The 15,702-nt window shown below is 35.9% G+C and carries 7 protein-coding genes and 2 pseudogenes; 7 read left to right on the top strand and 2 right to left on the bottom strand.

The genetic code is table 11. The features are described from left to right. Window positions 1-1,143: 1,143 nt before the first annotated feature. On the top strand, window positions 1,144-1,857 hold the full coding sequence (locus NE665_RS18780; RefSeq protein WP_008819062.1) for a transposase: 714 nt from the start codon (window positions 1,144-1,146) through the stop codon (window positions 1,855-1,857). A gap of 985 nt (window positions 1,858-2,842) precedes the next feature. Here NE665_RS18780 and NE665_RS18775 read toward each other — a convergent pair. Continuing rightward, window positions 2,843-3,037, bottom strand: a complete 195-nt coding sequence (locus tag NE665_RS18775) for a hypothetical protein (RefSeq protein WP_117444884.1) — start codon at window positions 3,035-3,037, stop codon at window positions 2,843-2,845. Between the two features lie 1,049 nt (window positions 3,038-4,086). On the opposite strand from NE665_RS18775, the pseudogene NE665_RS18770 reads away from it, so the two are divergent. The 6 genes and pseudogenes from NE665_RS18770 to NE665_RS18745 form a co-directional block, all read left to right on the top strand. Further along, window positions 4,087-4,367: pseudogene (locus NE665_RS18770) on the top strand (helix-turn-helix domain-containing protein); the annotation flags it as partial. Window positions 4,368-4,454: 87 nt separating this feature from the next. Next, on the top strand, window positions 4,455-4,913 hold the full coding sequence (locus NE665_RS18765; RefSeq protein WP_147324031.1) for a hypothetical protein: 459 nt from the start codon (window positions 4,455-4,457) through the stop codon (window positions 4,911-4,913). Beyond that, window positions 4,808-5,683, top strand: coding sequence for a hypothetical protein (locus NE665_RS18760; RefSeq protein ID WP_117444886.1), 876 nt, complete (start codon window positions 4,808-4,810; stop codon window positions 5,681-5,683). Before NE665_RS18765 ends, NE665_RS18760 begins: the two co-directional genes overlap by 106 nt. Window positions 5,684-6,133: 450 nt before the next feature. Continuing rightward, window positions 6,134-6,835 (top strand): annotated as a pseudogene (locus NE665_RS18755) (replication initiation factor domain-containing protein); the annotation flags it as partial. A gap of 700 nt (window positions 6,836-7,535) precedes the next feature. Next, window positions 7,536-8,129, top strand: coding sequence for a toxin Cry1Ac domain D-VI-related protein (locus NE665_RS18750; protein WP_233104781.1), 594 nt, complete (start codon window positions 7,536-7,538; stop codon window positions 8,127-8,129). Between the two features lie 78 nt (window positions 8,130-8,207). Next, window positions 8,208-11,558: a putative mucin/carbohydrate-binding domain-containing protein gene (locus NE665_RS18745; RefSeq protein WP_256302599.1), complete on the top strand. Its 3,351-nt coding sequence runs from the start codon at window positions 8,208-8,210 to the stop codon at window positions 11,556-11,558. Window positions 11,559-13,133: 1,575 nt separating this feature from the next. Here the strand turns inward: NE665_RS18745 and NE665_RS18740 are convergent. Beyond that, window positions 13,134-13,958: an IS630 family transposase gene (locus NE665_RS18740; RefSeq protein WP_210548305.1), complete on the bottom strand. Its 825-nt coding sequence runs from the start codon at window positions 13,956-13,958 to the stop codon at window positions 13,134-13,136. Between the last annotated feature and the right edge of the window lie 1,744 nt (window positions 13,959-15,702).

Here is a 15,702-nt window from a genome sequence, read left to right as displayed (position 1 = left end):
AAATCCTGCACATGCGATTGCTTGTCAAAAACGTGAAGAATTCTTGCATCCGCAGGTACGACCTGCATGGAAACGTTGGATGATATTCTTATGTAACCGATTGATAGCGCAGCTCAGTAAATAAGTAGATATGAGTAACAAAAGTCACAGTTGAGATAAACATTACATTATATGTATTTCAACTGTGAAATATATGCTATAATTTTGTACGAAGATAGATTATTCCACTTCGACTGTGAACCCTTTCAGTGAATAGTTCGGAGGTGGTCATTTTGAATATTGACTTATATATCAGCTTTCTGATCATACTAGTTATATTAGAAACTGTGAAGCTAATAAAAAAGTGATCGCCCTCTAAACTTTACCACGGTTTAGGGCGATCACTCCGACAATAAATAATCTATCTTCACTATTGTGGAGAAGATCATCTTCATCTATATTATACACAATATTTAAGGTGATTCAACACAAAAGACTTAAAAATAAAAAAAACTTAGTCACACCTATCCAATGCCAATAGGTTAAGGAAGTTGACAAATAGGAAAAGAGAAAACTAGGAGAAATTTTAAAAATTCTCTAGATACCTTCTTTTTTGCTATTGACAAATGAATCAAAAAGCAGCCGCTATCGCGGCTGTGTTTATAAGTGAAAAGGGCGAGGAGGACACAACTTATGGTATTCATTTATAGACAACAGATTTCTCTATGTTTTTACATTCATTCTCTTATAGTTTTATTCAACCATTATTCAGATTTTTACACTTTGATTGATTTTTTTTGTTTATAATGGTTGTGACGCCTATGTGTGCTAATGTCATTCGTACTTTTTATGATTACATTCAGCAGGCTTCCGTTTTTCATCTAGATCTTATCCGAGGTGATAATCCCCATTCTTTCACCAGAAATCGCCATAACTCTGTTATTGATCTTGTTTATCAAATGCTGAATTGAAAAGGCGGTTCTCAATGGAGTGATATCATGGACTATTATCAAGATTAGGAAAAAAACCGGTTACAGAAACTGCTTTCTATCTCGCCAGGAAGAAGTTCAATCCACAGGCTATATGTGTCATGAGTAATGAGTTCATTGCAAATTATTACGATAATGAAGCAGATAGTTTAAAAAATGGAAAGGAAATCTTGTATTGGCTGTCGATGGATCAAAAATCATTCTTCCCAACACAAAGGAAAATACAGCTGCATTCGGAAGATTCTCTGCATCTGCAAATCCAACAAAAAATCAATCAAAACCTGTAGGTGGACTTTTATCTACCTTACATGACTGTCTAAACAATACGTTTTTAGATATGCAATTCGGTTCATGTACATTAAGTGAAATGGCACTGGCAGCACAGCATATCAAAACTTATTGTGAAAATTATGTTGCAAAAGCAATCTTTACCTTTGATTGCGGGTATCCGTCTATGCGACTCATAGATCAACTGTTACAACAAAAACAATACTTTCTATTTCGTGTATCTTCTGTTTTTTTAAAAGCTTATATGGATCAGGTACAGGATGGTGAAGACAGATTATTTGAAGTAACATTCGATAGAAAAACGACAAATCACTATCGAGAGGATATTCGGTTTCGCCAGCATCTGATGAATACCACATATCAGCTTTGGTTCATTAAGATCATTATAGGAAAAGACATTGTGGAATATCTGATATCTAACCTGCCAATGAATGAATACAGCATAGATGACTTAAAGGAATTGTATCATCTGCGCTGGACGATAGAAACATCCTATAATCGTTTGAAGAACAGGATAAAATTGGAGGAATTCAGAGGATTCAAAGAGATACTCATCTCTTCTATCAGGGTATTTATGCAGATATATGGTTGTATAACTTGATATCATTAAAATGATAGAAATTAATGAAAAAGCAGCGATTGAACAAAAGGAAGATGGAGAATACGTAATCAAGCGAAATTTTAACAAGGCAGTGGGTATCATGAAAAAATGTTTATCAAATCATTGGTAATGATGGAAGAAGATATCTATAATACTGCAATGCAAGTGATTGAGGAAAATATTATGAACAACGTCGTGTGGGTAAAAAAAGATTGATCCTATAGTCGAAAAAGGACAACAACACCATCGGCAATATCCTATAAAAAAGCATATTGATTTATATATAGCATAGTGGCTCTCATATTTTTTTTCATAATGCCTTTTTTACTATGTTTTATGGATTAAATATGTTTATAAAAAGATTAGACATCTACATTTCATCTTGTGCAGACATCTAATCTATTTTTTTATTTTGTCAACTTCCTTAACTGATTGGCATTGGTAGGTAGATACCCTGTTTTTTTAATACAACCATTTTCTAGATGGAGATAATTTTCCTAAACTTTACATTCCTCTATTAATTGTATTAAAAGGGCTGTGCTTTTTGGCTTAATTAGTAAATTAGTGTGATTTAAATATTATTACATAAATACTGTAACGATAGCGTAGGTTTATCCTATAGATGAAGTGAGTACATCTATAGGATAAACCTACGCTATCGTTACAACAGGGATTCGGCTCTTTATTTATCCAAACTTGTGGATTTATGCGCCAATTTGTGATAATTATTCCACATTAGTGTAGTGAACCGATTACTTTTAGCGATATCAATATCCCTATGATGTACTGAATTTCCTAGCATTATCGGTAGTGAATCGCCATCGGATGCGGACATATGTCCATTGCGGTCACTCTCCCATGCTTCTAGTTTCTGCCGGAGCAGGTCTATATTGTTAATCATTCGGGATAGGCACTGACATGTCATTACATAAAGCTCTATTTCGGCAATAAAAAGCCAGCTCACATGCTTGGAAGTGTAATGGATTTACAGCTTTTTAGCAATCATGTGGTCTTCCGCAGCAGGAAATGCTTTGTACAGGGATGAAAGGGCTTGGGTATTCTGATTGTCCATGACAAGTATGATTTTATCACGGCCAGGGTAGCTGACATCCACCAAGTACTTGATCACCTCTGCCCAGTTAACCGCAGTAAGGTGTTCCTGGACACTTACATGCCGCACGCCTCCTAGAGGTTACACGAATACAAATATACTGCATGTACCGTTTCGGATATATTCTGAATCAAATTTCTGGGTATCACCTGGGCGCATAAGCAGCGGCCCCCTGTATTCTCCAAGCAGCTGGGTATGGCTTTTCATCCATACATACCAACGGAACAGTAGGGTCATATGGCTTTTTATAAATGTCCAGAATCTCCTCCATGCGGGCTACGAATTCTGCGTTATCTTTGGGAGGGATGCATTAGTAGGTGTTTTGTGGGGCCGAAGTGTCCGGCGTGAATGCCCCTCCGGGGTAGGACTGCAGACCATCTGGATAATGAGTGCTTCAGCGCTTCCATCCACCTTGAGCAATGCAGCACTGGAATTAGGGATGATTTTGTAGACGACAATATCGGTAATGCCATTCTTAACATAAGACTGAATGATATTTGTTATGGTAGCAGGTCAAACAGCATAGCTGTGAGCAACCAAGGGATGGGTGAGCCCTGTTTCATGCTCTTCATCCGACTCATGCAGTATCAGGCACTGCTTTAAAACGGTTTTGCAGTTTTTTTTTGTTGCGAAATGTTTTTTTGAAGTGTAGCCCTTTCATCATCACTAAGCTTAAAAATGTATATTTTTGATCTTGCCATAGAAAATCACCACCGTTTCTTTGTTTCTTTTATTGTGCCAGAAAACGGCAATAATAGCCAAGACTATTCAACTAAATATCATCATGTCAATACACTAGATGTATGCCATGCACGGCACAATAATAAAAGCAGGAAGAAAAACAACCTGCTTACTAAAGAATTGAATCGTCCTAATGAAATCCCGTCTTTTGACACCTAAAGAACAAAAAAACAGCTATAAGTCCTTTAAATGTCGCAGCACATTATCTACAAGGATATTTAGCTCTGTTCCAATATCGGAGAAAACATCCTATGTATTTAAATAATGAAATAGGACGCAGTCTGTTTTGTCAGTTGAATTGTATTAAAATGCACTTAGAAATAAAGATATCTGTAGTGGCGTCAATATTTATAGGACTTTATTTATAGGACTTTTTAATGCAGCATATAAAACAACTAAAAGAAAAGCGTGAGGAATACGGTGTATCACAATTACGATTTGCTGTTGCCTGTGGTATTAGTCGTGAGTATTACGATCGTATTGAATTGGAAAACAGCCATTGACAGACGAATTAAAGGAAACAATGACAAAACAGATTGAGCATTTCAATCCTCTAGAACCATTGTTCTTATTGGTAGATTACTTTCGTGTTCGCTTTCCAATTACGGACGCACTAGCAGTTATTCTTGATGTCTTACAACTTAAACCTGATTATATGTTTTTTTTCTAGTGTGGAATAATTATCACAAAATAATCAATATAGGCATCAAAGGGTGTATAATGAGAATAATGGAGATGATAAATTATGAAAAGCATCTATACTGTGGAAGCAGAGGAAAAACTCGTATATAAACTAGAAATCACAAGATGTCCAATATGTATATCGTCATTGTGTATCAAACAAATTGTAATGACACTAAGCGGAACATATCAGATTATAAATTTAGGTTATGGATGTCCAGATAAAAACTGTAAAGGAAATGATGTCGTATATTCATCAGAAGAAGCATTTCATCAAAGCTTATGGTATACAAGATATGGTATGGATGTTTTTGCCTTTATTGGAGAGCAACGTTTCTGTAATCATAAAACCAGAATGGAAATAGCGGAAGAATTGAAACAGTATCATGTTCAGATAACTGACCGTGAGGTTGAGAAATGTATGAGAAATACAAGCACCTTCTTAAAACAGATAGCACAGAAAGACAAAACGAGACTTATCAGACTTGCAAAGCAAGATATGGTGGTATCGTACTGTCGTTAGATGGTATACAACCAGCGAAAGGGAATGAACCACTATATGTTTTAAGAGAAGTTTTGTGTGGTAAAGTGATTGCATCAATCAGTATGAAAAATGGGTCTTCGAAAGAGTTGAAGGAAGCCTTAGAGCCATATGTAAATACAGATGTTCCCATACTTGGTTTCGTCAGAGATAGACAAAGATCAATACGGAAAGCTCTAAAAGAATTACGTTCGGATGTTCCTTATCAGTTCTGCCAGTTTCATTACTTAAAAGATATTTCAAAGCCAATGATAGCATCAGATAGAAAGTTAAAAACTACAATCAAGAAAAACCTGCGAGGTTTGCAGGCAATCGAAGTAAGTTTTAAGCAGAATGAGCAATTAGAGGAGAAGGAAAAAGAAATCATAAACGGATATTGTGAGGCTATAAGATCTATTCTGTTAGAAGATGGAAAACCGTCACTAGAACTACCTGGGATGAAAATTTATGAGAGACTGGAAGAGTTAAAAAAATCGTTTGAGCATTCATTGCGAATGGTAGAGCAAAAAAAGAGACTTTCAGTATATCTTAAAACGTTTCCCACAATGATCAATAGGAGAAATCACAAAAGAAGCTATCACAAGGTGCAAGAGATGTATGAAATCATAAGAGATATAGTCAAAAGCCTAGAAAAAACAAGCTTTTCCATCAGTCAATCGCACGAGGAGGCTCTTAAAAGTCTATTGATAAAAGCCTTTCAAGAAAAGGGTCAAAAGCATGGCATGAAAGGGTTTATGGAAAATCTAAAATGATACAGCAAGGGATTTTGGGAAGGATTATTCACGTATTATGATAATCCAGAGATACCAAAAACAAATAATGATCTCGAACGTTCATTCCATTTAGCTAAACAAGATTATCGTAGGATTGCAGGAAATGATGATTGGGGTAGATATATACAATATCAAGGAGAAAAGGTGATGTTTATCTATAATTATACAAATAGGAGAGACGATATGATTAAAAAGTTTACAGAAATAGGAAAACTTACTTACAGATCAATATCACAAGATTACCTAAACAAGAATAGTGATCAAACATCGCGATATCGTTATAATAGGAATTCTGCTCTCTATTTATCTATGCTCGAAGATATGTGCGCTGATATGTGATAATTATTCCACACTAGTTTTTTTAAAATTATGGATAATGTGGATATGATTCAAATATATTCTTGGAAACACAAATTTGCTGGCACATAGTATGACTTTATGCTCTATTGTATGTCGGTTGGTGGTGTAATGAAAAGGCTTTGTTTGGCTATCAATGACAGAGCAGGTATTTTAGATATTCCACATTAAGGAAAAAATAAGGCAGGTGAATGTATTTCTTATTTTCGTAAGCAGAAAGATTAGGACAGTACAGAAAAATGTGGAGATGATATACCTAAAAACACTGTAGAAATCTTATATCTGGGTACTTTATGTAGTGAACCATATATGTGTGTATCAGAAGTATTATGAGCTGTATGTCAAGAATGGCACAGTTGAAGATACAGAAATTAAAAACAAATTTTAATACGTATGAAGAATGAGCTTGCTTATTATGCGGTTGTTGATTTACTGACTTATCGAGACGCTGAACGCATCGCTTTTTCTTTTTTCAATCATTATATCCGCTTTTTTAGACAGAGAGGACGATAAATCGAAAAATCAATGAAAGATAAATGCGGATTGGGCATGGTTTATAGGAGAAGACAGAGAGCAGATACAATAAACAACGAAATCAGAGACTTATACATTACAAAAGGCATTGCATCGGTTAAAAGGCAAGTAGCACCTACGAAAAAATGTTACAGGAATTAGATAAAGAAAACCCCACAACCATACTGAAAGATATGATTGAGCTGGCAGAACTGGAAAATAAGCTTTATTGTAGTTAGAAAATCAAAGATTGTAGAATGAATTGATACAACTGTTCCACAAGAGAATGACGGTATTTTTTAATTTTTTCTATCGATGTTCGCCATTTTATCAAATTCATTTGTATTAATGATGAGGAAGAAAAAAGCAGATTGTATCTAAATGATTGCCGTGCAGATAGTAAATGAAAGAAGAAAAAGATTTCTAAAAGTGTCGGAATCAATCTTTCATGAACAGTGTTATGTGAAAGGAAGAAAATATTTAAAATTGGTAGTGTTATTATCAAAAAAGCAAGAGGCTGAAAATGCTTTACACTGAGAATATATGCCTTAGTAGTAAAGTAATTTATGAAACATCAAAAGTGGTAAAATATTCGAGCAAAAGAGTTGCAATTCCATTATTTTTCATGATATATTTTTTTACGATTGGTAAATATTGGATTTAAATTTTTCTCATGAAAGGAGGGGGTATCAGTAAGAATGGACATTTGCTATTTTGTCAAATGAGAGTGCTTAACAAAGGATCATCCCATGAACAAATAACGATATCCGAAAAGAAACAGAAGCAAATCTTTCAGCGGAAGTATGGGGGTAAGACAAAATACCAAGTGCTGTTTTTAGAATAGTGATTTAAAAGACAAAAGAGTACATCTACAAAGGCACATAAATTGGGAATTAATGGTACACTTACCCATTTGTTTTTTGAATCAAGAATTACAAGATCTATTTGAAAGGAGATGTCTATGAAAGGTAACAAAGTCTTTACACTGGTATGTTTAAGTTCGCTTATTATGGGAAACATCCCATATCAACCTATCCATGCCACAACTTCTACGACGGATGTAAAAGAGGAACAGAGTACTTCTGTTGCAAGAAAAGAAGTGCTTAGCTTATTCAAAGACCAGACATGTACTAGATTAGCTGATGGAATCACACAGGAAAACATCGATCAAGCGCGAGCAAAGGTTGAGACCGTCAATCAGGCTGAAAAAGAAAGATTGACAGCTTTGATAACAAAAGCCAATGCTATGCTTCAACAATTCAATCTGAATGGATTGTATGGCACTTTCACTCAGCTGTATTTCTATAGTGATGGTAGCTATTCTGCTCGATTGGTGACAAAAGGAGGTGTGCCTCATTCTTATATCAAGGATAGTTATGCATCAATCAAGATTGATGATGCAAATAAGGAGAATGTCTATACAAAAGATTATGTTGGTAATGTATCACAACAAGCGACAACAGAAACTCTTGATCTAAAAGAAGGGTATTATCTAACGATAACAATAAAAGAGCCATGGCGTTTTTCAACAAACCACAACGATGAATTGAAGTAGAATGATACCAATCCATATAAATATGTTGTTAGAAATGGAAAATTAGAGCGTATTGATGACAAGAACAGCGTATTACACTTGTTAGGGTTAGGAAACAATGAATATGCCTCTTTAAGAGTCGATTACAATTCCATGAAGATGCGCTTGACAACAAGAAATGTTACGCCACATTCATATTTTTCAGGTTCTTATGAAAAAATCGAAGTTCTTGATACAACAAATGTAGTTGTATACACCAAAGATTTTAATGGTAAACAGAGGCTTGAAGCAGGGATAGAAGACATTCCTTTTGCAGTCGGCTATAAGATTCGCCTCAGCGGTTCTGAGCAGGATTTCAGAGTAAAAGCCTACCAAGATGACAATACCCCTCAGTCTTTACAGCTGTCCAAGAACAAAGCAACTCTGAAAATAGGAGCTAGCGGACTTGAACTGATGAAGTCACAAAATGGATCTGATTTGGAATCCGAAGTCATCAGTCTTTTTACAGATGGCTCTCTTACAAGATTGGTCCCAGATATGACACAGGAAAAAATCAATACAGTAAAGAAAAAAGTTGAAGCATCCAATGAAGCTGATAAAGAGCAGATGTTGTCTACAGTATCTAAAGCAAGTAATCTGTTACAGCAGTTCAATCTGAATGGATTGTATGGCACTTTCTCTCAGCTATATTTTAATTGCGATGGTAGCTATTCAGCTCGTCTGGTTACGGGAGCAGGACAGCCTCACAGTTATATCGCAAAAGACTATGCAACGATCACGGTAAAGGATACGACAGGAAAATCTGTATTCGAAAAGAAATATGTAGGAAATGTTTCTGAAAAAGCTGCAACACAAAGCATTGAATTGAAGGAAGGATACACCTTGACGATTGTTATGCAGGAACCATCTCGTTTTTCAACGAATCATAACGATGAATTGAAACAGAACAACAGCAATCCATATACATATGTCGTTAGAAATGGTAAACTGGAAAGAATCGACAATAAGAACCGTATATTCCACTTTACCGGATTAGGTGATAGAGAATATGCCACACTGAAAGTTGATTACAATTCCATGACCCTGGCTTTGAATGCAAAGAAAGTGATACCACACTCATATTTTAAGGGTTCTTATGAAAAGCTGGAAGTTCTCAATGAAGTAAATGAAGTAGTCTATACGAAAGATTTCGAAGGTAGCAAGACATTGATTCCAGAAACGAAAAAAGTGGCTTTCAAGACAGGATATAAAATTCGTTTAACGGGTGCAGAACAGAATGTAAGAATAAAAGTATATGATGAAGGTAATAAACCAGTCTCTTTGAGCCTTGCCAAGAACAAGACTTCTATTAAACTGGGAGCTAATGGACTAGAAGTGATGAAATCACAGAACGGTTCAGATCTAGAATCCGAAGTTATCGACTTGTTCACAGATACCACATGTACGAAGTTGGCAGAAAACGTAACACAGGAAAAAATCGACGCTCTGGTAAAGAAAGTGAATGAATCTAAGGAAACAAACAATAAATATATGTCATCTCTATTGTCAGAAGCAAGTAACCTGCTTCAGCAATTTACTTTGCAGGGGTTAAGCGATACGACGTTTGCTCAATTATTCTTCTATAATGATGGAAGCAATTCTGCGCGTCTAGTTACAAAAAATAGAATGCCACATTCCTATATCAAGAACGAGTATGCAAAGATTACAGTTCAGGATACAAAAGGAAAGACCACATACGCAAAAAGTTATATTGGAAATGTTTCACAGAAAGCAGAAACTGAAACATTCGATTTAAAAGAAGGCTATCGTCTCATTATTGAAAAGCAGGAACCTTCACGTTTCACGACGAATCACAATGACGAGTTGAAACAAAACAATACCAATCCTTTCACATATATCGTACGTAATAGCAAACTGGAACGAGTGGATGCTAAAAACAGAACAATGCGTTTTTCAGGCTTGGGGAATGGAGAATATGCGTCATTGAAAGTCGATTATAATTCTATGGATATAAAATTGACAACTAAGAATACAGCGCCACACGTGTATTTTAGCGGTTCATACGAGAAAGTGGAAATTCTTGATCTAAAAGGCAATGTCGTATACTCGAAAGATTTTATTGGAAATAAAAAACTGGATGTGAAGACAGATGAGACCCCATTTAAGATTGGATATAAGATTCGATTAACCGGCGCAGAACATTTTAGAGTCAAGACATATGATGATGAGAAAAAGTTGGTAGATTTGAATTTGAGCAACAAAAAGATGGAAGTCCGTATTACTTCAGATGGATTGGATATCGTCTTTGCTACTACAGATTCCATGACCGCTATATTGAAAGCTAACGTTGAAAAACGTCTAACGAATACGGAGCTTGATGTATTTGCAAAAAAAGATGCAGATCACAAGAAGTTCCTAGATTGGCTGTATAAGAATCCGGAAGCTATGAGACTATACCTAGATGGCGGAAATGCAGCATCCTCTAAACAGACAGGAATGTCATCTTATCAATTCAAAGATACTACGTTTAACGTGAAAAATGAGATGGAATCACTGGAAATTTGGTATCAAATCTGGAAGAAGCACGAATCATCACACCAAGGAACAAATCTGAAAATTGCAATTGCTACATCTTTGGAATTCAATAAAGGTGTGTACGCATGGTATAACGTAAAATCCCAAATAGATCCAATGAAGAGATATGAAAATCTTGCGAGGGCTGAAGCAGAAGGAATTCTATTCGAAGACTTTGCCGGATTGACAATCCGTGAGATGAGAAACGTGGTCAATGCGAAAATCTCCGATGAGGATATGATTTGGTTGAGAAATTATATGAAAGAGAATAAGCAAGACATGATCAACAGAAATGATATTACAAAAGGCTATTCTCTGATCAAATATGTCGCTACCAATCCGGATACAGGTGCCAGCGTTCAAGGTCCTAATTTTTATGGTTCTAATCCAACGATAAAAGAGGTTATCAAATACGGTGGTGTGTGTGGAGCTATGTCTAAACTAAGCAGCGTTCTTGCTCAATCATATGGTATTCCAACATTCCCTATTGGGCAGCCAGGGCACTGTGCATATATCTATCTAGATGCAAAGCACAATTATCAGTTAGGATATGATGTCTTTGGATGGAAAGGCTGCGGTAATGCTAACTCAACATTGCCATATATCATGATCAACAACTACTTCAGTGGTCATATCGATGCTTATAATGCTTCAGAATATGATAGGCATCAGGCAAGTGTTACGTCAAGTGATGAGCTCAAGCTAAAATATCTGAATTCTTCTTTAGAAAAGGAACCATTGAATTATAAGTCATGGGAAGATAAGTTGATATTATTATCCAGCATGGATAAAGATGCACATTCTAAAGCAGTAAAAGAGATGCAGGAAGTATTCAAGGATTACCCCGTGATTGTAAAAAATCTAGAAAACAAATAATTATCAAAATATGAGTCAAAAGAAAAAGGATCAAAATCATCCAAAAATCTATATGATGTGAGTACACTGTGGGGGACTTTCACCATAATCGTCAACCACTTCTCTTTATAAAGTGGTTTATTCCAGTCATTCCACTCTGACTGTGAATGTTTTTACTGCAACTTTTCCGCTGAGATTGGTGTTCATCTGGCATTCCGTATAACAGACAACATCAAGATCATTTAGGACTAGATCAACCGATTTATCCTGGAAAAGCAGCAAACTCCTGTCATCACTATAGATGAAGTGAATTTTATCGGGATGCCGTTCTCAATAATCTGGAGATGCTGCTCAACATTGAAATGGATTCCAGAGACTAGGCTGTTGCCCTTCTTTCCGGTCTACCTCTCTCTGCGTCCGAGTATCTATGAACCCTTACATCATATGATTGGTTATGAATCAACATAAAGGAAATGACAAAGGCGGAATCCTATATCAATGTCAAACTGAATGGTGCCGGCTGCCCACAAACCGTATTAGAGGAGTTTGAGGCGATTCTCAATTCTGTCCATGGCACTCTCCGTAAATCAACAAACTCTATAACGAAAGCCATTTGGTTGGAAACAGTTCTAATTTAAACATTATAAACAGCGACGCTGTCATGCAGGCAATCAATGACTAAGAAATCGTATAACTTTTGGACTATCATATAATGGGGCTCTAAATTAACATAGGGTTTTAAAAAGGCAGTAGAAATGTTAGAAAATGAACATTCTGCTGCTTTTTATATTGGTCAAACAACATTATTATTATTTTTTATTTTTACTGCGTTTATGTCTCTTCATTCTTAATGATACATCATAACCTGCCATATTAGGTTTAGCATTTTTATTCATACAGTATATAAAGCGATTTCTAAATCTGGCGAAGTTAACGTAGCCATTACCTGTTATCTTAATGAGCTTAACAATAGAATTTCGAGATTTTATGATACCATTCTATAAATGCTTGCCATCAACTACAATAAACGAATTTATGATTTCAACATGCCAATTATTCAACATATTGATCATCTCAATCATTACAGGGACTTATAATTTTTCACTTCCTTCATAAAATCAGAAAAGTCATGGTCTGCATTTTCATAATCACTTACCATATTAAAACATAAGCATAGATTTTTAAATCTATACGCTGCTTTGAGTTCAGGTGATATGTTTAATAACAAATCAAGGAGTTGTGGATAATTGATAAATCTGCGTAGTTGTCGATCTTTGTATTGAAGCAACTAGTGTAATGACTCAATGATTTTTAATAATAATACCACCTCGTTAAGAGGCAGTAGTAAATGTGGGATACAGTGAACTGAGTTTTATTCTGGCTTCACTGGTTCTAAAATGCCAGTTGACCTTTGCTGCCAGTGTATTCCGTTCTGTTTCCCATGCAGACAGTTCGCTGCGTAACAGTCCTATTTCAGCGATGCGGCGGCTGAGGCATTTCTAGTCATTACATGAAGCTCTATTTCAGCAATATCCAGCAACTCCCATACTTTGGGGTATAATGGATCTCCAGCCTTATCAGGATGCGTCTTGCTTCTTACGGTGGATAGCGCTTATACAATGAGAAAGTTTTGTGGTTATCCATCACAAGGACGATTTTTTCAGCATCCGGATACATGTCGTCTGTAATGTATCTGATTTCTTCTGCCCAGTCAAGCGCTGTGCGGTGTTCTCTTACACTTACATGATGCATCCTTCCAGGCGGTTCTATAAAAGCAAATATGCTGACAGTGCCGTTACGGACATATTCGGAATCTGTTTTTCGGTCACTTCTCGGAATCATCGGCAGTAGTTCCCTTGCCTCACCAAGAAGCTGGTATGGTTTTTCATCCATGCATACCACCGGATGTTTCTTATCATAGGGAAGTTCGTAAACGTCAAGAATATCTTCCATACAGCTATGAATTCCGGATCTTTTTTTGCTGGGATGCACCAGTAGTCGTTTTTGTGAGGTTGAAGTTTGTTTTTTTAGGGCCTTGCGGATTGCCTCCCTGCCCACGGGAGTTTCCAAGATCACTTTGGATTCTTTTTCAAGCAGACAGATTGTCCAACGGGAATGCCCCTCCGGAACGGCTCCGCAGGCAAGTTCGATCAGCCGAGCTTCTGTACGTCCGTCATCCTTGCGCCTTGCATTATCTGAATTTATGTTCCTCTTAATTTCAGTAACGGCGTCAATGCCGCCATTCATATATTTCGTCACAGTATTGGTAACCGTTGCCATGCAGACACCATTCGATCTTGCACTTTGTTCATGGGTTAAATCTTTTCCGTGGGATTCGTCCAGATTGAGAATGATCTGGCATCTGCTGCGGATCGTTTTTGATGTTCCTTTCTTACGGATAGAAGATTTCAACGTTTTCAATTCTTTTTCTGTAAGATGGATATTATATTTTTTTTGGTCTTGCCATAGGGATCACTGCCGTTTCTTTTTATCATACATCAGGGCAGCTGTGATTACCAGAAAATTTAATTAAATATCACAAGGTCATAACACTAGTCTGCATACTTATTTTACACTCCCCAACCAGACCAAAAATCTATATTCACAGCTTACTTTATCTGTGACATCAGAGTAACAAGCATTTACGCTCTTATTTATACTTTCAAACAGCATATCTCATCCAGAAATCGAAAATTGCTCTCTATCATAAAATCAGACAGATCATCACCTGCTCCAGTATATATGCTCTTCTCATTGCTGAACAGATCAGTTATCAGAAACACCGAATCATTTACATGTTTCCAACATTTTATGACAATAATTTTCTTGTTATTCATGATAATCTTTTGATTCATCGCATTCTCATACATCATCAAGGCAACTGAGTTTTCTTAGTAATTCCATTGATTAGAATCGGCAATCCTCTGGATAAGATACAACGCTTTGTAAAACTCTAAAAGCGTTATTCCAACTAATCGGTTGTTCAACCTTTTCGAATGAGTTAAAGATATTTTTTTACTGTCCATATAAAAATGCAAAAAAGTGGTTTGCATTTTTATAAATAGTGTGTAGAATGTAGATACAACGAAAGCAAAAAAAGTGAAGGAAACGATGTTACGTGATGATATTCGCTCTCCCCATTATGACATCGATACAAAAAATACATCTTGTATGAAGAATGATATCGGAAAGTTATCGTTCAGTGATAAGGGAGTTATCTGCGGATGATCTTACTTCTGGCATAGAGCTTTCGATATTGGACTACTTTCTTAGTGTGCTGAAAATAGTCAAAATCTATACATGGTGTAACCGTCAACTGATCATCCCCTATCTTGATTTTTTTTGTGGAAGAACACGTCTGTAATTATGATATCCTGGTATGGATTAAAACTAATCCTATACCGGCATGTGGAAAGTACTATCTAAACGATAAAGAATATTGCTTGTATTTTCGGAAATGCACACAATTACATACTACATATCAAAGAGGTCACACATACTGGATCACGCCTACAAATAAATAAACAAGATGTTATATGGTCATCCAACAGTGAAACCACAAGCTATCATAGAGGATCTAGTGCTCAACTCTTCTGAAGAAAGAGATGTGATCCTTGACCCTTTGAGTTGTTCCGGTACGACCGGGGCAGCTACAGTAAGGTATAATCGGTCATTTATAGAAATTGAAAAAGAAAAAAGTATCTTGATATTTCACAAAACAGGATAAATAAAATGAGGCTTTTGTGTTAAACGAATTTACTTTACTTATCATATCTTGTTATAAAAAGCAGAAAAAAGATACTATTTGAAAAAAATGATGAAGTGAAAAGCTAAATTTCACTTCCAAAAGGCGGAAAAAAGTGGAATTATCTTCTACAAAAGTTTATTCAAACCATAAATATAGGGTTCGAAAGAGATTCAACTGAGTAGAAGTAAATAAAAACATGAAGAGAGCTGCTATTGTGCAAATGGTAAAAAAATAAATGGGAATATAGCAAAAGATGTGTAAATATCAAAAAGTGGGTAAGAATGTAGATAGAGAGCGTTTCAAAGTTTGTGTAAACTCAAGAAACTGATATAAGACCATAAGAATTAACGATATGGGCGGAGCTGATTTAATAGGCTTCGCCCTTTGTCTGCATTATACAGCAGTATTTATACATGT

The sequence above is a fragment of the Clostridium sp. DFI.1.208 genome, assembly GCF_024463855.1.
In the GTDB taxonomy this organism is placed as follows: domain Bacteria; phylum Bacillota_I; class Bacilli_A; order Erysipelotrichales; family Erysipelotrichaceae; genus Clostridium_AQ.
The sequence above is the reverse complement of the archived record's forward strand: the minus strand, read 5'-3'. Positions and strand labels throughout refer to the sequence as shown.